Consider the following 20,720-nt stretch of genomic DNA (forward strand, 5'->3'; position numbering starts at 1 on the left):
GACTGCAAGAGGATCCGAAACCGCATCGACCGGCTCGACAGGCTCATGCGCGAGGCACTTGCCGAACGCGACCAGATCGCGCGAAGGGCTGTCGACGGCGGGATGACGTGGAGCACGGCGCAGCGCCTCCTAGGACTCTCGTCGCGTGGTCTGCGCATCGTCCTCGCGCGGACCAAGCCCGCGCAGGGTGGAGAGGATCTGCCAGCAGAGGAGGGCGACTGATGCGCGGGGCACGCGGTCCCCGCTCTCCCACAGGGAAACGGTGGATGAGGCGACTCCGATGGTCCGCGCTAGCTCGCTCTGAGAGATGCCGGCACCACGACGGACGCGCTCGGCTTCACCGTCGCGGAACATGCGGCGCACCTCGGCAATCTGCCGGAGCTGTGTCTGTTTCGTGGTCATAACACCATTTTAGCGTCACTATTGCAAAAGTGGCACCGATCGGTTACACTCGTTCGTGCAGGAGGTGTCACCCTTGACAAACGCGAAACCCACGGCATACGTTGCGGACGTGAGTCCCCGCCGCGCAGCCATCCCGAACAACTGGCATGTGAACGCCAGCAACCCGACCGGAGAGCCCGCGGAGGTTGCCGAAGGCGTGTATCTGCCGTTCAGTGAGGTGACCGCTGATGCCCGCTTCGGGGACTACAACCTGAGAGTCGGAATGCGGATCATCGACCGCAAACCCGTCTGCGAGCTTTTCCAGGTCTCCGCCATTCCCGGAGGCCCCAAGGTGTCACCTACGACACTCCGAGAGATTCCCCTGGCAGCGGTCCTCGAGCGCATGCTGACCGACCTCGGATTCCCGTACCGCCTCGTGGACGGCGAGCAGATCAGCGTCCCGACCCCCACAGTCGTAGAGGAGCGCGCCTCCCGACAGCCCCGCTCTACCGTTCTCCCCCAGGTGGTCGAGGCATACCGCGATGCCATCGCACGCGGCAGCAACTCCCCCACCGCTGACGTCGCCCGTCAGCTCAACTACGCACGCGGCTACGTGAGCCGCCTTCTCAGCGACGCCCGCAAGGCCGGCATGCTCGGCGCAGCGCGTCCCGGAGTCTCAGGAGAGCACCATGGCTAACCTCTTCCGCCGCTGCGGATGCCGTCGCGAAGACGGCACCTACTACGGGCTACTGGTCGAGCGACCGACCGATGCACAGCGCGCAGCAGCCTGCCCGCAGCTTCTCTCCAACCCGAAGCACGGCTCCTGGGGCTTCGCAGTCTCGGGCGGTCGACACCCCGGAACGGGCAAGCGTCTGCAGGCTCGCAAGTCAGGCTTTCCGACCCGCGCCGTTGCCATCGAGGAGCGCGACAAGGCTCGGGCGGACATGCGCGCCGGCCGCTACCCAGGCGACCGCAAACTGACCGTGGCCGCCTACCTGCAGCAGTGGATCGAGCGCCGCGTCGAGGACGGCATGCGCGCTTCTACGGCGTTCATGTACCGCCGCTATATCGACCAGGACATCGTGCCGGCGCTCGGCGCACTGCCCCTCACAGAGCTCCGCAAGCACAACGTGGATGCGTTCGTGCAGGACCTTCGCAAGACACGCGGAGCGACCACCGTGCGACGCATCCACGCGACCCTCTCGTCAGCTCTGACGTTCGCTGTGAAGCTCGACCTGATCGAGTCGAACCCGGCCCGCAACATCAGCCTCCCGTCCACGGGCAAGGGCAAGATCCGCATTTGGGACGTGGCCCAGGTCGCGAAGTTCATGGATGCCACCACGCACGAGCGGCTGGGCGCGTTTTACGAGCTGGCCGTGTTCACCGGTATGCGCCGGGGCGAGCTGATCGGCCTGAGCTGGGAGGACGTCGACCTCGAGAGCGGGGAGATCATCGTCCGTAAGCAGCACGTGCAGGTCGGCAAGCAGGTTGTCGAAGGGTCGATCAAGACGGACGCAGGGCAGGATCGGCGCGTCAGCCTCGGACCGCAGGCGATTGGCGCACTGATGGCGTGGCGAATCCGTCAGGAGTCCGAGAAAGAGGCCGCGGGGGACGCATGGGTCGACACCGGCCGCGTGTTCACCCGAGAGGATGGAACCGCCGTTCTGCCGCACTCCATGACTCAGGCGTTCAACCGCATCGTGACCCGCGCAGGGCTCCCCGCGGCACGTCTGCACGATCTCCGGCACGTCGCCGCAAGCCTCATGCTCGCTGGCGGGACCGCTCTCGTGGTCGTCAGCAAGCGGCTCGGACACAGCAACATCGCAGTGACGAGCGACCTGTACTCACACCTGCTCACAGACGCGAACAAGGCGGCTGCGGATGCGGCGGAGGCGCTGCTCCCAACCCGGTATGCACACAACGTGAGCACAGACAGCGAGAAGCCCGAGCCTCTGGAGGTGTCGCTGTGAAGCAACTTCGCCGGAAACTCGGGCTTCTCGGTGGTGCGCCCGGAGGGATTCGAACCCCCAACCTTCTGATCCGTAGTCAGATGCTCTATCCGTTGAGCTACGGGCGCGTGCTGCCGCCAGGCAACCCCACGACTATACCCGATGCGCGGCGGCGTACTGCGCGATCACCTCGTCGACCGAGGCGTCGGCGACGAGCCCCAGGCGCGAGGCGCGCGGGGTGGAGAAGCGCTCCGCCCAGGTGCCGACGATCGCGGTGATCGCGGGATCCTCGGTCCACTCGATGAGGTCCGCGACCGGCTGGCCGGCGACCCGCGACAGGGCGGCCGCCATCTCGCGCGGCGTCGTCGTGAGCGCGGGGAAGGTCATCGCGGTCGTGCTGCCCCAGACGTCGTCGGCGACGGAGGCGGCGAGCAGGATGCCGTCGAGGGTCCGGTCGGGGGAGAGGAGCGTCACGGGCATGTCGGGCGGCACCGGGCAGACGGCCCGCTCGCCGGCGAGGGGCTCGCGGATGATGCCGGAGACGAAGCTCGACGCCGCCGCGTTGGGCTTGCCGGGGCGCACGGCGACGGTCTGCAGCCGCACGCTGCGGCCGCGCAGGAAGCCCTTGCGCGTGTAGTCGGCGACGAGCAGCTCGCCCAGGAACTTCTGGATGCCGTAGCTCGACTGCGGGCGCGGCAGGGTGTCGTCGTCGATCACGCCGAGCGGCGGGAGCGCCGGGTCCTGCCCGAACACCGCGCCGGAGCTCGAGTAGACGATCACGGGCGCGCCGGGCTGGGCGCGCAGCGTCTCGAGCATCGCGCGGAGACCGTCGACGTTGGTGTGCATCCCGAGGTCGAAGTCGGCCTCCGCGGCGCCGCTCACGACACCGGCCAGGTGGAACACGAGGTCCACCTCACCGAGGTCGGCGGCCAGCTGCTCCACGTCGCCGGTCACGACGCGCACGCGCGGGTCGTCGGCCAGCGGTGCGGGCGGGGCCACGATGTCGGCGAGGACGAGCGACGCCAGCGGCGCGGCGGGTGCGCCCCCGATCGACACGGAGCCCGCGTCGAGCAGCCGGCGCGCGAGGGCGGCGCCGAGGAATCCGGCTCCCCCCGTGATCGCGACGCGCGCGCCCGCGGCTGCCTCGCCGTTCACGACACCTCGCCGTTGCGCGCGCCGCGCCACAGGTCGACGTCGACCGCGCCACGGCCGTCGGGAGCACGGACGACCTCGTCGATCCGGGCGAGCTCCTCCGAGGTGAAGTCGAGCCGGTCGAGCGCGCCGACGTTCTGCTCCAGCTGCTCCACCGACGAGGCGCCGATGACGAGCGACGTGACGCGCTCGTCGCGGAGCGCCCACGCGAGCGCGAGCTGGGCGAGGGTCTGCTCCCGGTTCTCGGCGATGCCGTTCAGCTGCTGCAGCCGGTTCACGACGTCGTCGGTGATCCACTCGGCGTCGAACGAGGTCCCCGCCGCCGCGCGCGAGCCCTCCGGCACGCCGTTCAGGTACTTGCCGGTGAGCAGGCCCTGCGCGAGCGCGGTGAAGCCGATGACGCCGGCGCCGACCTCGGCGGCCGCGTCGAGCAGGCCCTCGGTCTCGATCCAGCGGTTGAGCATCGAGTACGAGGGCTGGTGGATGAGGAGCGGCGTGCCGTTCGCGCGCAGCAGCTCCGCGATCGCGCGGGTGTGCTCCGCGTCGTAGGACGAGATCCCGACGTAGAGGGCCCTGCCGGAGGTGACGGCCGTCGACAGCGCGGCCGCGGTCTCCTCGAGCGGGGTGGACGAGTCGTAGCGGTGCGAGTAGAAGATGTCGACGTAGTCGAGGCCCATCCGCTGCAGCGACTGATCCAGCGACGCGAGGACGTACTTGCGCGAGCCGCCGCCCTGCCCGTACGGCCCCGGCCACATGTCCCACCCGGCCTTCGTCGAGATGATCATCTCGTCGCGGTACGGCGCGAAGTCCTCCCGCATGAGCCGGCCGAAGTTGATCTCGGCGGCGCCGTACGGCGGCCCGTAGTTGTTCGCGAGGTCGTGGTGCGTGACGCCGAGATCGAACGCACGGCGGCTGATCGCGCGCTGCACCTCGAACGGCCGGTCGTCGCCGAAGTTGTGCCAGTAGCCGAGGGAGAGCAGGGGCAGGTCGAGGCCGGAGCGTCCCGTCCGGCGATAGGTCATGGCGCCCTCGTACCGGGCCGGATCAGCGACGTAGCTCATGGCTCAAGCCTGGCACTGTCGTGCTGTCAGAATCGCCGCATGCTGTCGCAGTTCGACCTCACCGGGCGCACGGCGCTCGTCACCGGATCCACCCGCGGCCTCGGCCGCGCCATGGCCCTCGCCCTCGCCGACGCGGGCGCCGCGATCGTCGTCAACGGGCGCGACGCCGCGGCCGCCGAGACGGTCCGAGCGGAACTCGAGGCCGTGGGCGCGCGCACGCTCGTCGCGCTCGGCGACGTCACGGTCCGCGCCGAGGTGGAGCGGATCCGGGATGCGGTGCTCGCCGAGTTCGGCCGGCTCGACATCCTCGTCAACAACGCCGGCACCTGCATCCACCGGCCGGCCCTCGAGGTCACCGACGACGAGTGGCATCGGGTGCTCGGCACGAACGTCGACGGGGTCTGGATCCCGAGCCAGGTGTTCGGCGCGCACATGGCGGAGCGCGGCGGCGGGGTCGTCGTCAACATCGGGTCGATGTCGGGGGCCATCGTGAACCGGCCCCAGTGGCAGCCCGCGTACAACGCGTCGAAGGCCGCGGTCCATCACCTCACCCGCAGCCTCGCCGCGGAATGGGCGCCGCTCGGCATCCGCGTGAACGCCCTCGCGCCCGGCTACATGGCCACCGACATGGCGCCGGTGGACGACCCGCGGTTCCGGAGGCACTGGATCGAGGACGCGCCGATGCTGCGCGCCGGACGCCCGGAGGAGCTGGGGGGCGCGATCGTGTTCCTGGCGAGCGACGCGTCGAGCTTCATGACGGGCTCGGTGCTCACCGTCGACGGGGGTTACTCGGTCTTCTGAGCCGGGCGGTTCGGACCGAGGATCACGCCCCACACCCAGGCGGCGACCGTCTCGGCGGGCGGCAGCGGGTCGCGCCCGAGCCAGGCGCCGATGATCCCGAGCACCGAGCCGGTGACTCCGGCGGCGACCACGTCGATCGGGAGGTCGGGGTAGTCGGATCCGCCCGAGCGCGCGATCTCGTCGCGCACGATGCGCTCGACCCGCTCGCGGAGCCGGGACGTCGCGACCGCGGAGCCGTGGTCGCCGAGCACCCGCCGGTAGAGATCGGCGTGGTCGGCGATGTGCCCGAAGTAGGCGGAGGCCGCATCCGGCGGCGCGGCGGCGAGGTCGACGGCCTCCGGCAGGCTCGCCTCCGCCTCGTCAGCCGCGGCGTCGAGCGCGTCGGCGAGGAGGGTCTCCTTGTCGGCGTAGTGCTGGTAGAAGCTCGACCGGTTCACCCCCGCGCGCTCCGCGATGTCGCCCACGGTGATGTCGTCGAGCGGGCGCTCGCGCGCGAGCTCGAACAGCGCCTCCTGCAGGCTGCGCCGCGTGCGCGCGATCCGGGGATCCATCCCCGTCAGTCTGCCAGCCGATGAGCTCTCGGTGACCTTTCAGCGACAGGTGTCGTTTTTCCGACACGTGTCGCATATGCTCGGCGCGACGCGATGGAGCGCCGTACCCGAACATCGCTCCCGAAGGGCATCGCATGGCCTCCCTCCTCGACCGCCTCGGCCGCTTCTCCGCCGCGCACAAGTGGCGCGTGCTCATCGCGTGGCTCATCGCGCTCGCGCTCGCGGGCGGCGCGTTCCTGGCGTTCGGCGGATCGCTCGCCTCGACCTTCAGCATCCCGGGCACCGAGACCGACCGGGTCACCCAGCAGCTCGACAAGAACCTGTCGGGCGTGGGCGGTGCGACCGGCACCGTCGCGTTCCGCAGCTCCGAGGGCTCGAAGCTCGACACGGCTCAGCAGGACGGCATCGCGGCGCTCCTGAAGAAGGTCGACACGGTGAAGGGCGTCTCGGCGACCGTCGATCCGTTCGACACGGCGGCGACCATGGCGGCGAACGAGAAGAAGCTGAGCGACGGCACCGCGCAGGTCGCGGCCGCGCGCGCGCAGCTCGACGCCGGCCAGCAGCAGCTCGACGCGGCGAAGGCGCAGGCCTCGGCCGCCGGCGCCGCCGGGCAGGCCGCGCTCGCCCAGATCGCGACGCAGCAGCAGGCGCTCGACGCGAATCGCGCGAAGCTCGAGGCGCAGGCGACCCAGCTCGACGCCGGTCAGCGGCTCCTCGCCGCCTCGAAGGAGCTGCGGATGGTCTCGAGCGACGGCTCGACCGCGCTCGGCATCATCCAGTTCCACGACACGCTCTTCGACATGCCGGCGTCGGTGAAGACCGCCGTCGCCGACGAGCTGCGCGGCGCCCGGATCCCGGGCGTCACCGTCGACTGGTCGAGCGAGATCGCGAACTCCACCGACGGCATCATCGGCCCCGGCGAGATCACCGGGGTCGTGATCGCGGCCATCGTGCTGATCGTGATGTTCGGCACCCTGCTGCCCGCCCTGTTCCCGCTCATCTCGTCGCTCATCGGCGTGGGCGTCGGCGTCGCCGGGGCGCTCGCCTTCTCGGGCGTCGTCGACATGACCTCCGTCACGCCCGTGCTCGGCGTCATGCTCGGCCTCGCGGTCGGCATCGACTACGCGCTCTTCATCATCAACCGGCACCGCCGGCAGCTGAAGCAGGGGACCCCGCTCGCCGAGTCGATCGGGCTCGCCAACGGCACCTCCGGCTCCGCGGTCGTGTTCGCGGGCGCGACGGTGCTGGTGGCGCTGCTCGCGCTGACCGTCACAGGCATCCCGTTCCTCGCCCTGATGGGCGTGGTCGGGGCGGCGTGCGTCCTCGTCGCCGTGCTCGTCGCGATCACGCTGACGCCGGCCCTCCTCGGGATGCTCGGCATGCGCGTGCTGTCGAAGCGCGCGCGGAGCCGGATCGGCCACCCGGAGCACGCCGACGCGACCCCGAAGCCGATGCGCACGGTGCGCGCGGTGGTGACCGGTCTCGTCGCGATCATCGCGCTCCTCGTGGTCGCGATCCCGGCGCTCTCGATCCGGCTCGGGCTCCCCGACGGTTCGGCCGAGGCGCAGGACACCACGCAATACCGCACCTACGAGACGGTCGCGAAGGAGTTCGGCGCCGGTCGCAACGGCGCGCTGCTCGTCACGGCGCAGCTCCCGTCCGCCGTCGCGAAGGACGACCTGACCGCGAAGGAGGCCGACCTGGTCGGCATCCTCATGAAGCAGGACCACGTGGCCGGGGTCGCCCCGATCGGCACGAACGACGCGCGCGACTTCATCGCCTTCCAGGTCGTGCCGACCGGCGGACCGTCGAGCGTCAGCACCGAGCAGCTCGTGCACCACCTGCGCGGCGTCGACCTCGGCAGCGGCGTGAAGGTCGGCGTCGCCGGGCAGGCCTCCGCCAACATCGACATCTCCGAGAAGCTCGCGAGCGTCCTGCCGATCTACCTCGCGGTGGTCGTCGCCCTGTCACTGGTCATCATGCTGATCGTGTTCCGGTCGCTGCTCGTTCCGGTCATGGCGACCGCGGGGTTCGTGCTCTCGTTCGCGGCCGCGCTCGGAGCGATGACCGCGGTCTATCAGTGGGGATGGCTCGGCGCGGTCTTCGGGGTCCACGATCCCGGCCCGGTGCTGAATTTCGCGCCCATCATCATCGTCGGCGTGCTCTTCGGCCTCGCGATGGACTACCAGTTGTTCCTGGTCTCGGGGATGCGCGAGGCGTACGCGCACGGCGTCCCGGCGCGGGCGGCGGTGGCGTCGGGGTTCCGCAATGCGCGCGCCGTGATCGTCGCGGCGGCGATCATCATGGTCTCGGTCTTCGGCGGATTCGTGTTCTCCCACCTCGCGGCGATCAAGCCGCTCGGCTTCGGTCTCGCGACCGGCGTGCTCTTCGACGCGTTCGTGGTGCGCATGGTGCTGATCCCGGCGCTCATGCACCTCGTCGGGCGGGCGGCCTGGTGGCTGCCGCGCTGGCTCGACCGGATCCTGCCGCACGTCGACATCGAGGGCGCGGCACTGGAGCGGACGCATCCGCACCCGGGTGCCGTGCACGAGCCCCGGACGACCGTGGCGAAGAGCGCCGGGATCGGCACTCCGGTCGCGACCGAGGGCTGAGAAGCCGATTCAGGCGTCGTCGGCTGCGGGCGGCGTGCCGCCCTGCTGCCGCAGGACGCCCGCGCCGAGCCCGATCGCGACGATGCCGAGGACGAGTGTGCCGCCGGTCATGACGAGACCGCCGAGGCCGACGCCGAAGTAGCCGACGGCCGCGGGCCCGGCGAGCGCCCCGACGAGCAGGTCGAGCAGCCACACGGCCGTGACGACGCCCAGCACCCACGCAGGCACCCATCGCCACGGTCGGCGGACCGCCTCGACGCGGCTGATCTGCACGACGGCGATCAGCGCGAGGACGAACAGCCCCGCGCTGTCGACGTAGCCCCACGTCACGAGGCCGGCGGTGTCGCCGCCCACGCCCGCGACGCTGCGCGCGATGATGCCGCCGACGATGGTCGACGCCACACTCCAGATCGCGAGTCCCACGATCGCGCCGGTGCCGAGCGGTCGGCGGGCGGTGACCGACGGCCGAGCGAGGGCGAGCACCAGGAGACCGGCCGCCCACACGAGCTCGCGGAGCGGCACGCCGCCGGTTCCGCTGTACTGCGTGACCCCCTGCACCACGACGGAGAGGATCAGCAGCGCTCCGCCGACGATCCACGGCACGCGCCGGGTCGACGGGACCTCGGCCGACTCCTCGCGGACGATCGCGGCCGGCTCGCCGAGCTCGTCGAGCACGTCGCGGACGGCGCCGTCCGGCATGTCGGGCGACGTCGCCTCGTGCAGGTGCGCGGCCACCTCGGCGCGCAGCTCCGCGCGGCGGACCTCGGGAAGCCGCACCGCCGAGGCGTCGAAGCGGCGCAGCCACGCGCGCACGAGCGGATGGTCCTCGGATGCGATCATGACTCCCCCTCCGACGGCGGCCCGGCGACCGCCGTCACGGCCCCGGCGAACGCCGCCCACTCGCGCTGGAACTCCGCCAGCTCGCGCCGACCGGCGGCGCTGATCTCGTAGTAGCGCCGCGGTCGGTCGGTGTCGCCGAGCTCCCAGCGGCTGGTGACGAGCCCGGCGTCGTGCAGCCGGCCGAGCAGCGGGTAGAGCGTGCCCTGGCTCGTCAGCAGCTCGCCGGCCGCCTCCAGCTCGCGCGCCAGCTCGAGGCCGTAACGCGGACGGCGCGCGAGCAGCGCGAGCACGCACGGGCCGAGCACGCCGCGGCGCAGCTGCGTGATCGTGCCGTTGGCCATGCACCGAAGGATACCTTGCGCCACAAGGTATAGGAAACATCGGGATGCGCGCTCCCCTTCCGACGATCACGTTCTCGAGCGCCCGAGGTTCAGTCGCTCCGCCGCACCATCTCCCGCGTCAGATCCGCGATGCGCCCCACGCCGACGCCCGCGAGCGTCACCGCGACCTCCTCCTGCAGCCCGCTCAGCAGCCCGGCGACGCCGTCGGCGCCTCCCGCGGCGAGTGCCCACAGGGCCGGCCGGCCGATGCCGACCGCGGCGGCGCCGAGCGCGAGCGCGCGCACGACGTCGGCGCCGGATCGGATGCCGCCGTCGACCATGACCGGCGCGCGGCCGTCGACCGCCTCCACGATCCCGCGGAGCACGGTCGCGACGGGGGCGACGCCGTGCAGCTGCCGGCGGCCGTGGTTCGAGACGACGACACCGGCCGCCCCCGCGTCGAGCGCGCGCACCGCGTCCTCCGCGGCCATGACGCCCTTCACCCAGACCGGGACGCCGGCCGTCGCGGCGAGGCGGGCGACGTCGTCCGGCGTGATCGCGGTCTCGGCCGCGGTGCCCGCACCGCCGCCCGTGATGGGCACGTTGCCGCGCACCTGCACCGGCCCCGTCACCGGCTGGCGGCGGAACGCGGCGTCGGCGAGGATGCCGGGCACGTCGACCGTGAGCACGATCGCCGAGGCGCCCGCCGCGGTGCTCCGCGCGACGTAGTCGTCGGTCGCCGCCCGGTCGCGCTGCAGGTAGGTCTGCGCCCACCAGGGTCCCGTCGCCGCGGCCGCGAAGGCCTCGACCGACAGGGTCGCGTTGTGCGAGTACGCCATGAGCACCCCGGCCGCCGTCGCCCCCGCCGCCGTCGCGGCTTCGGCGTCGGGGTGCGCGCCGCCGTGGGCGGCGGTCGCCGCGATGGTGATCGGCGACCGGAGCCGGTGGCCGCCGAGCTCGACGGTCGTGTCGATCGCGGTGAGGCCGGTCATCGCGCGGGGCACGAAGTCCCAGCGGTCCCACGCCCGGGCGTCGCGCTCGGGGTCGGCGAGCCCGTCGGCCGTGCCCTGGTAGAACGCCCACGCATCGGGGGCGATCGCGGCGCGGGCCGCCTCGCGCAGCAGCGCGAGGTCCATCAGCGCTGCATGTCGTAGACGAGCTTGACGATGCCGTTGCCGTACGCCTCGTGCTCGGTGAGCGCGAGCTTCGCGTACGCGTCGGGGTCGTCGCCGAACAGCCGCGCCCCGGACCCGAGCAGGACGGGGAAGACGAGGAGGTGGTACCGGTCGACGAGTCCGGCGGCGGCGAGCGACTGCGCGAGCCGCGAGCTGCCGTGCACGATGATCGGGCCGCCCTCGCCCTCCCGCAGCACCCGGACCTCGTCGAGCGATCGCAGCACGGTCGCCGGCCAGCGCGGGTCGTCGCCCTCGAGGGTCGTCGAGACGACGTACCGCGGCATCGCGTTGTACCGGGCGAACTCGTCCATCCCGCCCCAGACCGGCGCGAACAGCTCGTAGCTCACCCGGCCGAGGAGGAGCGTCTCGGCCTCCTCCTGCTCGCGGCCCTTGAGCTCGTAGGCGGCAGGATCGAAGGCGACGTCCTTGTAGGTCCAGCCCGCGTGGGGGTGGCCGTCGTCGCCGCCGGGCGAGTCGATGACGCCGTCGAGGCTGATGAACTCGGTGACGATCAGCGTCCGCATGCGGCCAGCGTACGGACCGCGGGTTCCCCGGTCGACGGGCGCGGGAATCCCGGGGAATTTGGTTAGGTAAGGCATACCTGAGTTAGGGTGTCCTCACCTGACGAGAGGATCCCCCGTGAGACCCGCCCGCCTGATCGCCGTGCTCGTCGCCGCGAGCCTGACCCTCGCCCTGGCCGCCTGCGCCGCCCCCGCCTCCTCCGGCGGCGGCCCCGCCGGGCCCGGTGACGACGCCGCGTTCCCGGTCCGCATCCAGAACGCGTACGGCACCACGACGATCGAGAAGAAGCCGACCCGTGTCGCGACCGTCGCGTGGATGAACCAGGAGGTCCCGCTCGCCCTCGGCGTCGTGCCGGTGGGCATGAGCAAGGCGACCTGGGGCGACGACGACGGGGACGGTGTGCTGCCGTGGGTCGCGGACCGTCTGAAGCAGCTCAAGGCGAAGACCCCGGTCCTCTTCGACGAGACCGACGGCATCGACTTCGAGGCGGTCGCCGACACCCGGCCGGACGTGATCCTCGCCGCCTACTCCGGGCTCAGCAAGCAGGACTACACGACCCTGTCGAAGATCGCCCCGGTGGTCTCGTTCCCCGACGTCGCCTGGGGCACCTCGGTCGACGAGATGATCACCCTGGAGTCCAAGGCGCTCGGACTGTCGCGCGAGGGCGCGAAGCTCATCGACCGGCTCGACGCGGAGTCGAAGGCGGCGCTCGACGAGCACCCGCAGCTCGCGTCGGCGAAGGTGCTGTTCGCCTTCGTCGACCCGACGGACCTCAGCTCGATCAGCTTCTACACGGCGAAGGACACCCGGCCCGGCTTCCTGACCGGCCTCGGGATGCCGACTCCGGCGATCGTCGCCGAGGAGTCGAAGAAGACCGACGCGTTCTTCGTCGACGTGAGCTCCGAACAGGCGCCGCGCTTCGACGACGTCGACCTGATCGTCACCTACGGCGACCCGAAGGGCGATCTGGAGAAGCGCCTCCAGGCGGACCCGCTGCTCGGCACGATACCGGCGATCAAGCGCGGCTCGGTCGCGGTGCTGCCGGACTCCACGCCGCTCGCCGCGTCGGCGAATCCCTCGCCGCTCTCGATCGGCTGGGGGATCGACCGGTACTTCGACGTGCTCGCGGCGGCGCTGAAGCCCGGGGCGTGACGACGACGACCTCCGCGCCCGCCGCCGCGACGACCGCGCCCGACACCCGGCTGCGGCGTCCGGCGGCGGTCCGCGCGGGATGGCTGCTCGCCGCCGCGGGCGTCCTCGCGCTGGCGCTCGCGGCGTCGTTGGCGCTCGGCAACCGGCTCGTCCCCGTCGACGAGATCCTCGGTGCGCTCGGCGGGCACGACGCGACGATCGGCGAGGCGGCCGTCCGCGCCCGGATCCCGCGGACCGTCCTCGGCGCCCTCGTGGGGGCGGCGCTCGGCATCGCGGGCGCGACGATGCAGGGGGTGACCCGCAACCCGCTCGCGGACCCCGGGATCCTCGGCGTCTCGAACGGCGCCGCGGTCGCGGTGGTCGCCGGGATCGTGTTCCTCGGCATCTCGAACCCGTACGCCTACATCGCGCTCGCGCTCGGCGGCGCCATCGCGGCGGCCGTGATCGTGTTCGTCATCGGGAGCTCGGGGCGCGGCGGGGCGACGCCGCTGAAGCTCGCGCTCGCGGGGGCCGCGACCTCCGCCGCCTTCTCGTCGCTGATCGGCGCCCTCCTGCTGCCGCGGACCGACGCGATGCAGGTGTTCCGGTTTTGGCAGGTCGGCGGGGTCGGCGGGGCGGACTGGACCCGGATCGGCGTGGTCGCCCCGTTCCTCCTCCTCGGCGCCGTCGTGTGCCTCGTCGCCGCCCGCGGCCTCGACCTCCTGGCGCTCGGCGACGACCTCGCCGCCGGACTCGGCGCGCGCGTCCTGCGCACCCGGCTGGTGGCGGCGGGCGGCGCCGTGCTGCTCGCCGCCGCCGCGACCGCGATCGCCGGCCCGATCGGCTTCGTGGGCCTCGTCGTCCCGCACCTCTGCCGGTTGCTCGTCGGCGGCGACCACCGCTGGCTGGTGCCGTTCTCGGCGGTCGCGGGCGCGATCCTGCTCGTCGCCGCGGATGTCGTCGGGCGGGTCGTCGTGCCCTCGCAGGAGATCGAGGTCGGGATCGTGACGGCCGTCATCGGCGCACCCGTGTTCATCGCGATCGTGCGCCGGCGGAAGGTGCGCGAACTGTGACCGCCCTCGCCGTGCCGGCGCTCGCGGCGGGTCGACGACGCCGCACACGACGTCGGGCGCTCGTCACCGTCGCCCTCGCGACCGCGGTGGTGGTCGTCGCCGCGACCTCGCTCATGGTCGGCAACACCTTCTACGGGCCGGACGAGGTGATCCGGGTGCTGCTCGGGCAGACGGTCCCGGGCGCCTCCTTCACGGTCGGCGAGCTGCGGCTGCCGCGGGTCGCGCTCGGCGTGCTCGCGGGCCTCGCCTTCGGCATGGCCGGCACGACGTTCCAGACCATGCTGCGGAATCCGCTCGCCTCCCCCGACGTCATCGGCATCAGCTCCGGGGCGAGCGCGGCCGCCGTCGTCGGGATCGTCGTCCTCGGGCTCGGCGGCGCCGCGATCGCGCTCCTCGCCCTCGGCGGTGCTCTCGCGACAGCGCTCGTCATCGCGCTGCTCGCACGCCGCGGCGGGTTCGCGGGCGCGCGCCTCATCCTCATCGGCATCGGCGTCGCGGCCCTGCTCGACAGCGTCGTCACCTACGTGCTCGCCGGCGCCGCGCAGTGGGACCTGCAGACCGCCATGCGCTGGCTCACGGGGAGCCTCAACGCGGCCGCGTGGCCGCAGATCGGGCCGCTCGCCGTCGCCGGCGTCGTGATCGTGCCGGTGCTGCTCCTCCAGGAACGGGGCCTCGGACTGCTGCGGCTCGGCGACGACGCGGCCGCCGCACTCGGCGTGCGGGTCGGCGTCGTGCGCGCCGTCGCCGTGGTCGGAGCGGTGTGCCTGCTCGCCTTCGCGACCGCGGGGGCGGGGCCGATCGCGTTCGTCGCCCTCATGGCGGGACCGATCGCGGCGCGGCTCGTCGGGCCCGGCGCGCGGCTGCTGCTGCCCGCGGGACTCGTCGGCGCCCAGCTCGTGCTCGTCGCGGACCTCGTCGGCCAGACCGCGCTCGGTGTGCGCTACCCGGTCGGCATCGTCACCGGCGCGATCGGGGCCCCGTACCTGCTGTTCCTGCTCGTCCGCACCCATCGCTCGGGAGGATCCCTGTGACCACCGCCCGTCGGCTCGCCGCCGACGACCTCACCCTCGCCTACGGCGACCGCGTCGTCGTCGAGGAGCTGGACCTCGCCCTCGCGCCCGGCCGCATCACCGCGGTCGTCGGCGCCAACGGCTGCGGCAAGTCGACGCTGCTCCGTGCGCTCGCCCGCCTCGTGCCCCCGCGCGCCGGGCGGGTCGTGCTCGACGGCGAGGCCCTGCACCGCCGTCCGTCGCGCGAGGTCGCCCGGATGCTGGGCCTCCTCCCACAGAGCCCGGTCGCGCCCGAGGGCATCACGGTGGCCGAGCTCGTAGGACGCGGGCGGCATCCGCACCAGGGCCTCCTCGCACGCTTCGGCGTCGCCGACCACGCCGCGGTGGGCGCGGCCCTCGAGGCGACGGGCACGCTCGACCTCGCCGAGCGCCCCGTCGACGAGCTCTCGGGCGGCCAGCGGCAGCGGGTCTGGATCGCGATGGCGCTCGCGCAGGAGACCGACATCCTCCTGCTCGACGAGCCGACCACCTTCCTCGACGTCGCCCACCAGATCGAGGTGCTCGACCTGCTGACCGACCTCAACCGCGAGCGCGGCACGACGATCGTCATGGTGCTGCACGACCTCAACCTCGCGGCCCGCTACGCCGACGAGCTCGTCGCGGTGCGCGACGGGCGGGTGCTCGCGAGCGGGGCGCCCGGCGACATCGTGACACCCGCACTCGTGCAGGAGGTGTTCGGCCTGGCGAGCCGGGTGATCCCCGATCCCGTGTCGGGCGCCCCGCTCGTGCTCCCGGTGGGGAGGCACCATGCCTGACGGCGCCTTCGCCCTGGCGCGCTCCCGCGTCGAATGGATCGAGCGGATCTCGCCGACCTTCGCGCGGGTGACCTTCGCGGGCCCCGAGCTCCACGACATCGGCGGGCCCGGACCCGTGCTCGACCAGCGGATCAAGATCGTGTTCCCGCCGCCCGGCGGCGCCGTCCCTCGCCTTCCGGAGGACGACGACTGGTGGAGCGCGTGGCTCGCCGTGCCGGAGGAGGAGCGCGGCTCCATGCGGACCTACTCGATCCGGTCGCTCGAGGTCGGCCCGACCGCGACGCGGATCGTCGTCGACTTCGTCCGTCACCTCGCGGCGGGCGCGACCGGGCCGGCGTCGCTCTGGGCCGAGGCCGCGGCTCCCGGCGACGAGGTGCTGCTCATCGGGCCGCGGCGCGGGCGGCCGGACGCGGGCGGCGTCGAGTTCGACCCGGGCGACGCGGGCACGGTGCTGCTCGCCGGCGACGAGACCGCGGCGCCCGCGATCGCCCGCATCCTCGAGGATGCCGGGCCCGGGCTGCGCGGTGCCGCGTTCATCGAGGTGCCACACGCGGCCGATGCGCTCGACGTCGAGGCCCCGGCCGGCGTCGACGTGCACTGGCTCCCGCGCGACGGGGCGGAGCACGGCGCGGCGCTCATCCCGGCGGTGCTCGCGCACCTCGGCTCGGACGCGGATGCGGGGGCGCGCGAGCCGGAGGGCGAGGAGCTGGTCTGGGAGACGCCCGCGTTCCCGGCCGGCGACGGGGCCGCCGTCGGAGCCATCGACGTCCTCCCGGCGGACGACCCCCTCGACACCGGGTACGTCTGGATCGCCGGCGAGAGCGGCGTCGTCACGACCCTCCGCCGCCGGCTCGTCACCGATCTCGGCCTGCCGCGGCGGCGCGTCGCGTTCATGGGCTACTGGCGGCGCGGGGTCGCGATGCGGGCCTGACCGCGCGAGCCGCCCGGCCCGACGCCGTACGCTGCCGGAATGACCCCGACGGCTCCGTCCGACCGCACCCCGCTCGTCGTCATGGGAGTCTCGGGCAGCGGGAAGTCGACGATCGGCGCGCTCCTCGCCGAGCGCCTCGGCATGCCGTTCGTCGACGGCGACGACCTGCACCCCGCGGCCAACAAGGCGAAGATGGCCGCCGGCATCCCGCTCGACGACGACGACCGCTGGCCGTGGCTCGACGCCGTCGGCGCGCGGCTCGCGGCGGCGCCGACCCCCGTCGTCGCGTGCTCCGCCCTCCGCCGCGTCTACCGCGACCGGCTGCGGCTCGCGGCGCCCGGCGCACTCTTCGTCCATCTGGCCGGCGACCCGGCGACCATCGTCGAGCGCGTCGCGCACCGCCATCACGAGTACATGCCCGCGAGCCTGCTCGGATCGCAGTACGCGCTGCTCGAGCCGCTGCAGCCGGACGAGCGCGGCATCGTCGTCGACATCGGGCCGACGCCGGCGGAGCTCGTCGACACGATCGTCGAGCGGCTGGACGAGACGGCCGGCTGACTCCGTCACGCCGACCGCGCTCGGGAGGCGCGCCAGCCGCTCAGGAGACGACGGCGCCGTGCCCCTCGATCTCGACGCCGTCGACGACCACCGGATCGGCGCCGTGGTTGAGCACGAAGCGGCGCCCGCCGCGCTCCACGATCTCCACGTCCGCGGGCGGCGCCGCGACCGGCGCGATGCCGGTGTCCTCGAGCACCGCGTCGAGCACCGCCGCCGCGTCGTCGGGCGCGGTCGCGACGTACCACGCCGCTCCCGTGCCGATCGCGTTGCGGGTGATCGCGGGCATCCCGTCCAGCATCCCGCCGACGAACGTCGCGAGCACCTCGGCGCCCTCCGCGCGCACGACCTCCCCCCACTCGTGCGCGGCGCCCGCGGCGAGACCGGCGATCTCGAGCGCGGGCACCGGGCCGCCGCTCAGCGACGGCTCGGCCGGCGGCGCGAACTCCTCGACGCGGAGGCCGAGGGTCTCGCGCAGCTCACCCAGGTAGCCGTCGAGGACGACGTGCAGGTCCTCGTCGAGGATCGCCGACTGGTAGGTGACGAGGAGCCGCCCGCCGTCGTGCGCGAACCGCGCGAGCTCCTGCCGCGCGGCGGGCGACAGCACGACCGCCGCCGGCACCACGACGACCTCGTACCCGCCGAGCGACGCACCGGGCCGCGCGAAGTCGACGAGCACGCCCTTCCGCCACAGCTCCCGGTACCAGCGGAACACCGTGCGCACGTAGTCGATGCGCGACGGGGTCGCCCACTGCTCGTGGGCCCACCAGCTGTCCCAGTCGAAGAGGATCGCGGTGCGCGCCGAGAGACGCGAGCCGACCACGTCGGCCAGGCCGGCCAGCTCCTCGCCGAGCGCGACGGTCTCCCGGAACACCCGGGTGTCCTCGCCGGCGTGCGGCACCATCGCCGAGTGGAACTTCTCGGCTCCCGCCGCCGACTGCCGCCACTGGAACTGCATCACGCCGTCCGCGCCGCGCGCCACGGCCTGCAGCGAGAGCGCCCGGTGCATCCCCGGGGGCTTCGGCGCGTTGCGCGCGCGCCAGTTGACGGCGCTGGTCGACTGCTCCATGAGGATCCACGGCGCGCCCCCGGCGAGCGAGCGCATGAGGTCGCGACTCATCGCGGCGTACGCGGCGGCGGCCGGGTCGGCGGGGTCGACGTAGTGGTCGTCGGAGATGAAATCCATCTCCTCGGCCCAGCGCCAGTAGTCGGCGCCCGCGAAGAAGCCCATGAAGTTGGTCGTGATCGGCACGTCGGGCGTGATCTCGCGGAGGATCGCCGCCTCGGCCCGGTAGACCCCGAGCCACGCGTCGGAGGAGAAGCGGTCCCAGTCGAGGGCCTGCCCCGGGTTGACGAAGGTCGGCATCGCGCGCGGCGGCTCGACCTGCGCGAACGAGCCGTAGTGCTGCGACCAGAAGGCCGTGCCCCACGCCGCGTTGAGCGCGTCGATCGTGCCGTACTTGGCCTCCAGCCAGGCGCGGAACGCCGCCCCCGACTCCTCGGAGTAGTCGTGCCGCACGTGGCAGGCGAGCTCGTTGTTGACGTGCCAGGCCTCGAGCGCCGGGTGCGTGCCGTAGCGCTCGGCGATCGCGCGCACCAGGCGGTCGGCGTAGCGGCGGTAGGTGGCGGAGCTCGGGGAGTAGGACTGCCGGCTGCCGATCCCGAGCGGAACGCCGTCGGCGGTCACCGGGCGGATGTCGGGATGCTCCGCGACGAGCCACGGCGGCGGCGAGGCGGTCGCCGTCGCGAGGTCGACCCGGATGCCGCCGGCGTGCAGCCGGTCGAGCACGTCGTCGAGCCAGGCGAAGTCGAAGCGACCGTCCTCCGGCTCGAGGAGCGCCCACGAGAAGACGCCGACCGTCGCGACCGTGACGCCGGCGCGCCGCATGAGGCGCACGTCGTCGTCCCAGACCTCGCTCGGCCACTGCTCCGGGTTGTAATCCCCGCCGTACCAGATGCGGTCCATCGCCATGCCGGCGGTCATCCCTTCACGGCGCCGGTGCCGAGGCCCGACTGCCAGTAGCGCTGCAGGTAGAGGAACGCCGCGACGAGCGGCAGCACCGAGATCACCGAACCGGTGATGACGATGTCGAACAGCGGGGTGTTGCCGCCGCTCGGGTTGGTGGCCGTCGCCTGCCAGTGTGCGAGGCCGACGGTCAGCGGGAAGTACTGCGAGGAGTTGAGCATGATGAGCGGCAGGAAGTAGTTGTTCCAGGTCGCGACGAGCGCGAACAGGAACACCGTGACCACGCCGGGGCCGAGCTGTCGGAGCGCGACCTGCAGGAAGATCCGGAACTCGCCCGCGCCATCCATCCGCGCCGCCTCGAGGATCGAGTCGGGCACCGAGTCGGCGGCGTACACCCGCATGAGGTAGACGCCGAACGGGCTGATGAGCGACGGGATGATGACCGCCGCCGGGGTGTCGGTGAGCCCCGCGCCCGAGAACAGCAGGTAGGTCGGGATCGCGAGGGCCGTGAGCGGGATCATGATCGACCCGAGCACGACGCTGAAGATCGCCTTGCCGCCCGGGAAGTCGTACTTCGCGAACGCGTAGCCGGCCATCGTCGAGAGGATCGTCGCGCCGATCGAGCCCGCGCCCGCGTACAGGATCGTGTTGAGGATCCAGCGCCCGAACGCACCGTCCTCGTACGTGAAGGTGCGCACGATGTTGTCCCACAGCCCGAAGTGCGGCGCGAACCAGTACCCGAACGTCGAGAACAGGTCGCCCGTGCTCTTCGTGGCCGAGATCAGCAGCCAGACGAGCGGCAGCAGGAAGTAGGCGGCCGCGAGCCACATGACGATGGTGAGCAGCGTGCTCCGCCGGTCGTCGCGGGCGAGGGCCTTGCGCTTGCGTCCCTTCGCGCGGGTCGCCGTCCCGGCGGGCCGCGCGGTCGCCACCGCGCTCATCGGTTCCGCTCCGCCCGGTTGGTGGTGAGCTGCACGACGTACGACACGACCATGATGACGATCCCGAGGATGAAGGCGAGCGACGCCGCGTAGTTGACGTCCTGGTTGATGAACGCGACGTTGAACGCGTAGAGGTTCGGCGTGTAGCTCGTGCCGATCACGTTCGGCGCGACGCCGTGCAGCAGGTTCGGCTCGTTGAAGAGCTGGAACGAGCCGATGATCGAGAAGATCACGGTGAGGAGGATCGCCGGGCGGATCGCCGGGATCTTCACGCTCCACGCGGTCCGCCACGCGCCCGCGCCGTCGACCTCGGCCGCGTCGAGCAGCTCCGCCGGGATCGTCCGCAGCGCGGCGTACAGGATGATCATGTTGTAGCCGACGAACTCCCAGGTCACGATGTTGACGAGGGATCCGAAGATCGTCTGGTTCGACAGCAGGTCCGGCGTCCCCAGCCCGATCGCCTGGAAGAACTGCGAGATCGGGCCGAAGTCCTTGCCGTAGAGGTAGCCCCACATGAGCGTCGCGACGACGCTCGGCACCGCGTAGGGCACGAAGATCGCGAGCCGGATGAAGCGCTTGCCGCGCACCCGGTTGCTGTCGAGCGCGAGGGCGAAGAAGAGCGCCAGCGCGAGCATGATCGGCACCTGCACGAGCAGGAAGAGCCCCATGCGGCCGACGCTCGAGAGGAACTTCGGGTCGGTGAGCGCGTTGACGTAGTTGGTGAGGCCCGCGAACTGCTGCCCGCCGATGAGCTGGCTCGTGAAGAGGCTGAGCCAGCCGGAATAGACGAGCGGCACGACCAGCATCGCGATGAACACGACGAGGAACGGGATGATCAGGACGTAGGCCGCGATCCATTGGCGGCGCTTGGCGGGGGTGGCGCGCCGGCGCGCGGGACGCGCGGGACGGGCGACGGCGGGTGCGGCGGTCATCG

21 protein-coding genes and 1 tRNA gene are annotated in these 20,720 nt (G+C 72.5%); 10 read left to right on the plus strand and 12 right to left on the minus strand.

What is annotated here, in order from left to right; translation table 11 throughout:
* Positions 1–129: 129 nt before the first annotated feature.
* On the minus strand, positions 130–402 hold the full coding sequence (locus tag ACTHM3_RS07185; protein ID WP_440405423.1) for a helix-turn-helix domain-containing protein: 273 nt from the start codon (positions 400–402) through the stop codon (positions 130–132).
* Between the two features lie 109 nt (positions 403–511).
* Between ACTHM3_RS07185 and ACTHM3_RS07190 the strand changes: the two genes are divergently transcribed.
* Both ACTHM3_RS07190 and ACTHM3_RS07195 read left to right on the plus strand, forming a co-directional pair.
* Positions 512–1,078, plus strand: a complete 567-nt coding sequence (locus ACTHM3_RS07190; RefSeq protein WP_440405424.1) for a hypothetical protein — start codon at positions 512–514, stop codon at positions 1,076–1,078.
* A complete protein-coding gene (locus ACTHM3_RS07195; protein ID WP_440405425.1) occupies positions 1,071–2,351 on the plus strand; it encodes a site-specific integrase in 1,281 nt (426 codons plus the stop codon). Before ACTHM3_RS07190 ends, ACTHM3_RS07195 begins: the two co-directional genes overlap by 8 nt.
* Before the next feature lie 31 nt (positions 2,352–2,382).
* On the opposite strand, the gene ACTHM3_RS07200 is transcribed toward ACTHM3_RS07195, so the two are convergent.
* The 3 genes from ACTHM3_RS07200 to mgrA form a co-directional block, all read right to left on the minus strand.
* Positions 2,383–2,458 (minus strand) — tRNA-Arg (locus tag ACTHM3_RS07200).
* Between the two features lie 25 nt (positions 2,459–2,483).
* Positions 2,484–3,485 (minus strand): D-erythronate dehydrogenase, encoded by a 1,002-nt coding sequence (gene denD / locus ACTHM3_RS07205; RefSeq protein WP_440405426.1) that lies wholly within the window; start codon positions 3,483–3,485, stop codon positions 2,484–2,486.
* The gene (gene mgrA / locus ACTHM3_RS07210) at positions 3,482–4,543 is read right to left on the minus strand and encodes an L-glyceraldehyde 3-phosphate reductase (RefSeq protein WP_440405427.1); all 1,062 of its coding nucleotides are present in this window, start codon (positions 4,541–4,543) and stop codon (positions 3,482–3,484) included. Before mgrA ends, denD begins: the two co-directional genes overlap by 4 nt.
* 39 nt (positions 4,544–4,582) lie before the next feature.
* Here mgrA and ACTHM3_RS07215 point away from each other — a divergent pair, with 39 nt between their 5' ends.
* Complete coding sequence (locus tag ACTHM3_RS07215) at positions 4,583–5,344, plus strand: SDR family NAD(P)-dependent oxidoreductase (RefSeq protein WP_440405428.1); 762 nt, start codon at positions 4,583–4,585, stop codon at positions 5,342–5,344.
* On the opposite strand, the gene ACTHM3_RS07220 is transcribed toward ACTHM3_RS07215, so the two are convergent.
* Complete coding sequence (locus ACTHM3_RS07220; protein WP_440405429.1) at positions 5,329–5,895, minus strand: TetR/AcrR family transcriptional regulator; 567 nt, start codon at positions 5,893–5,895, stop codon at positions 5,329–5,331. The genes ACTHM3_RS07215 and ACTHM3_RS07220 overlap by 16 nt on opposite strands.
* A 134-nt stretch (positions 5,896–6,029) precedes the next feature.
* Here ACTHM3_RS07220 and ACTHM3_RS07225 point away from each other — a divergent pair, with 134 nt between their 5' ends.
* Positions 6,030–8,507 (plus strand): MMPL family transporter, encoded by a 2,478-nt coding sequence (locus ACTHM3_RS07225; RefSeq protein WP_440405430.1) that lies wholly within the window; start codon positions 6,030–6,032, stop codon positions 8,505–8,507.
* Positions 8,508–8,516: 9 nt separating this feature from the next.
* Here ACTHM3_RS07225 and ACTHM3_RS07230 read toward each other — a convergent pair whose 3' ends face one another.
* The 4 genes from ACTHM3_RS07230 to ACTHM3_RS07245 all read right to left on the minus strand — a co-directional run bounded on the left by ACTHM3_RS07230 (position 8,517) and on the right by ACTHM3_RS07245 (position 11,366).
* The gene (locus ACTHM3_RS07230; RefSeq protein ID WP_440405431.1) at positions 8,517–9,347 is read right to left on the minus strand and encodes a hypothetical protein; all 831 of its coding nucleotides are present in this window, start codon (positions 9,345–9,347) and stop codon (positions 8,517–8,519) included.
* Complete coding sequence (locus tag ACTHM3_RS07235; RefSeq protein ID WP_440405432.1) at positions 9,344–9,688, minus strand: PadR family transcriptional regulator; 345 nt, start codon at positions 9,686–9,688, stop codon at positions 9,344–9,346. Before ACTHM3_RS07235 ends, ACTHM3_RS07230 begins: the two co-directional genes overlap by 4 nt.
* A gap of 89 nt (positions 9,689–9,777) precedes the next feature.
* Entirely contained in the window at positions 9,778–10,803 is a 1,026-nt protein-coding gene (locus ACTHM3_RS07240) for an alpha-hydroxy acid oxidase (RefSeq protein WP_440405433.1), read from the minus strand.
* The gene (locus tag ACTHM3_RS07245; protein WP_440405434.1) at positions 10,803–11,366 is read right to left on the minus strand and encodes a dihydrofolate reductase family protein; all 564 of its coding nucleotides are present in this window, start codon (positions 11,364–11,366) and stop codon (positions 10,803–10,805) included. The genes ACTHM3_RS07240 and ACTHM3_RS07245 overlap by 1 nt, the downstream gene beginning before the upstream one ends.
* A gap of 115 nt (positions 11,367–11,481) precedes the next feature.
* Here ACTHM3_RS07245 and ACTHM3_RS07250 point away from each other — a divergent pair, with 115 nt between their 5' ends.
* Genes ACTHM3_RS07250 through ACTHM3_RS07275 form a run of 6 tightly spaced genes read left to right on the plus strand, consistent with a single transcriptional unit; the run spans position 11,482 to position 16,882 of the window.
* Positions 11,482–12,516: an iron-siderophore ABC transporter substrate-binding protein gene (locus tag ACTHM3_RS07250; RefSeq protein WP_440405435.1), complete on the plus strand. Its 1,035-nt coding sequence runs from the start codon at positions 11,482–11,484 to the stop codon at positions 12,514–12,516.
* On the plus strand, positions 12,513–13,568 hold the full coding sequence (locus ACTHM3_RS07255; RefSeq protein WP_440405436.1) for a FecCD family ABC transporter permease: 1,056 nt from the start codon (positions 12,513–12,515) through the stop codon (positions 13,566–13,568). The genes ACTHM3_RS07250 and ACTHM3_RS07255 overlap by 4 nt, the downstream gene beginning before the upstream one ends.
* Complete coding sequence (locus tag ACTHM3_RS07260; RefSeq protein WP_440405437.1) at positions 13,565–14,599, plus strand: FecCD family ABC transporter permease; 1,035 nt, start codon at positions 13,565–13,567, stop codon at positions 14,597–14,599. The genes ACTHM3_RS07255 and ACTHM3_RS07260 overlap by 4 nt, the downstream gene beginning before the upstream one ends.
* A complete protein-coding gene (locus tag ACTHM3_RS07265) occupies positions 14,596–15,393 on the plus strand; it encodes an ABC transporter ATP-binding protein (protein ID WP_440405438.1) in 798 nt (265 codons plus the stop codon). The genes ACTHM3_RS07260 and ACTHM3_RS07265 overlap by 4 nt, the downstream gene beginning before the upstream one ends.
* A complete protein-coding gene (locus ACTHM3_RS07270; RefSeq protein WP_440405439.1) occupies positions 15,386–16,324 on the plus strand; it encodes a siderophore-interacting protein in 939 nt (312 codons plus the stop codon). The genes ACTHM3_RS07265 and ACTHM3_RS07270 overlap by 8 nt, the downstream gene beginning before the upstream one ends.
* A gap of 39 nt (positions 16,325–16,363) precedes the next feature.
* The gene (locus tag ACTHM3_RS07275; protein ID WP_440405440.1) at positions 16,364–16,882 is read left to right on the plus strand and encodes a gluconokinase; all 519 of its coding nucleotides are present in this window, start codon (positions 16,364–16,366) and stop codon (positions 16,880–16,882) included.
* A 40-nt stretch (positions 16,883–16,922) separates the two neighbouring features.
* On the opposite strand, the gene ACTHM3_RS07280 is transcribed toward ACTHM3_RS07275, so the two are convergent.
* Genes ACTHM3_RS07280 through ACTHM3_RS07290 form a run of 3 tightly spaced genes read right to left on the minus strand, consistent with a single transcriptional unit; the run spans position 16,923 to position 20,718 of the window.
* A complete protein-coding gene (locus tag ACTHM3_RS07280) occupies positions 16,923–18,863 on the minus strand; it encodes a beta-galactosidase (RefSeq protein WP_440405441.1) in 1,941 nt (646 codons plus the stop codon).
* Complete coding sequence (locus ACTHM3_RS07285) at positions 18,860–19,786, minus strand: carbohydrate ABC transporter permease (RefSeq protein ID WP_440405442.1); 927 nt, start codon at positions 19,784–19,786, stop codon at positions 18,860–18,862. Before ACTHM3_RS07285 ends, ACTHM3_RS07280 begins: the two co-directional genes overlap by 4 nt.
* Entirely contained in the window at positions 19,783–20,718 is a 936-nt protein-coding gene (locus ACTHM3_RS07290) for a carbohydrate ABC transporter permease (protein WP_440405443.1), read from the minus strand. Before ACTHM3_RS07290 ends, ACTHM3_RS07285 begins: the two co-directional genes overlap by 4 nt.
* Between the last annotated feature and the right edge of the window lie 2 nt (positions 20,719–20,720).

Origin of the sequence: Pseudolysinimonas sp. (assembly GCF_051954455.1) — a bacterium.
Classification (GTDB): domain Bacteria; phylum Actinomycetota; class Actinomycetes; order Actinomycetales; family Microbacteriaceae; genus Pseudolysinimonas.

What these genes read in the sequence shown, in the direction of transcription:
- ACTHM3_RS07280 (WP_440405441.1), bottom strand. Translation starts at nt 18,863, where the DNA reads ATGACCGCCGGCATGGCGATGGACCGCATCTGGTACGGCGGGGATTAC.
- ACTHM3_RS07275 (WP_440405440.1), top strand. Translation starts at nt 16,364, where the DNA reads ATGACCCCGACGGCTCCGTCCGACCGCACCCCGCTCGTCGTCATGGGA.
- ACTHM3_RS07225 (WP_440405430.1), top strand. Translation starts at nt 6,030, where the DNA reads ATGGCCTCCCTCCTCGACCGCCTCGGCCGCTTCTCCGCCGCGCACAAG.
- ACTHM3_RS07220 (WP_440405429.1), bottom strand. Translation starts at nt 5,895, where the DNA reads ATGGATCCCCGGATCGCGCGCACGCGGCGCAGCCTGCAGGAGGCGCTG.
- ACTHM3_RS07285 (WP_440405442.1), bottom strand. Translation starts at nt 19,786, where the DNA reads ATGAGCGCGGTGGCGACCGCGCGGCCCGCCGGGACGGCGACCCGCGCG.
- ACTHM3_RS07240 (WP_440405433.1), bottom strand. Translation starts at nt 10,803, where the DNA reads ATGGACCTCGCGCTGCTGCGCGAGGCGGCCCGCGCCGCGATCGCCCCC.
- ACTHM3_RS07215 (WP_440405428.1), top strand. Translation starts at nt 4,583, where the DNA reads ATGCTGTCGCAGTTCGACCTCACCGGGCGCACGGCGCTCGTCACCGGA.
- ACTHM3_RS07195 (WP_440405425.1), top strand. Translation starts at nt 1,071, where the DNA reads ATGGCTAACCTCTTCCGCCGCTGCGGATGCCGTCGCGAAGACGGCACC.
- ACTHM3_RS07235 (WP_440405432.1), bottom strand. Translation starts at nt 9,688, where the DNA reads ATGGCCAACGGCACGATCACGCAGCTGCGCCGCGGCGTGCTCGGCCCG.
- ACTHM3_RS07185 (WP_440405423.1), bottom strand. Translation starts at nt 402, where the DNA reads ATGACCACGAAACAGACACAGCTCCGGCAGATTGCCGAGGTGCGCCGC.
- ACTHM3_RS07270 (WP_440405439.1), top strand. Translation starts at nt 15,386, where the DNA reads ATGCCTGACGGCGCCTTCGCCCTGGCGCGCTCCCGCGTCGAATGGATC.
- ACTHM3_RS07245 (WP_440405434.1), bottom strand. Translation starts at nt 11,366, where the DNA reads ATGCGGACGCTGATCGTCACCGAGTTCATCAGCCTCGACGGCGTCATC.
- mgrA (WP_440405427.1), bottom strand. Translation starts at nt 4,543, where the DNA reads ATGAGCTACGTCGCTGATCCGGCCCGGTACGAGGGCGCCATGACCTAT.
- ACTHM3_RS07290 (WP_440405443.1), bottom strand. Translation starts at nt 20,718, where the DNA reads ATGACCGCCGCACCCGCCGTCGCCCGTCCCGCGCGTCCCGCGCGCCGG.
- ACTHM3_RS07230 (WP_440405431.1), bottom strand. Translation starts at nt 9,347, where the DNA reads ATGATCGCATCCGAGGACCATCCGCTCGTGCGCGCGTGGCTGCGCCGC.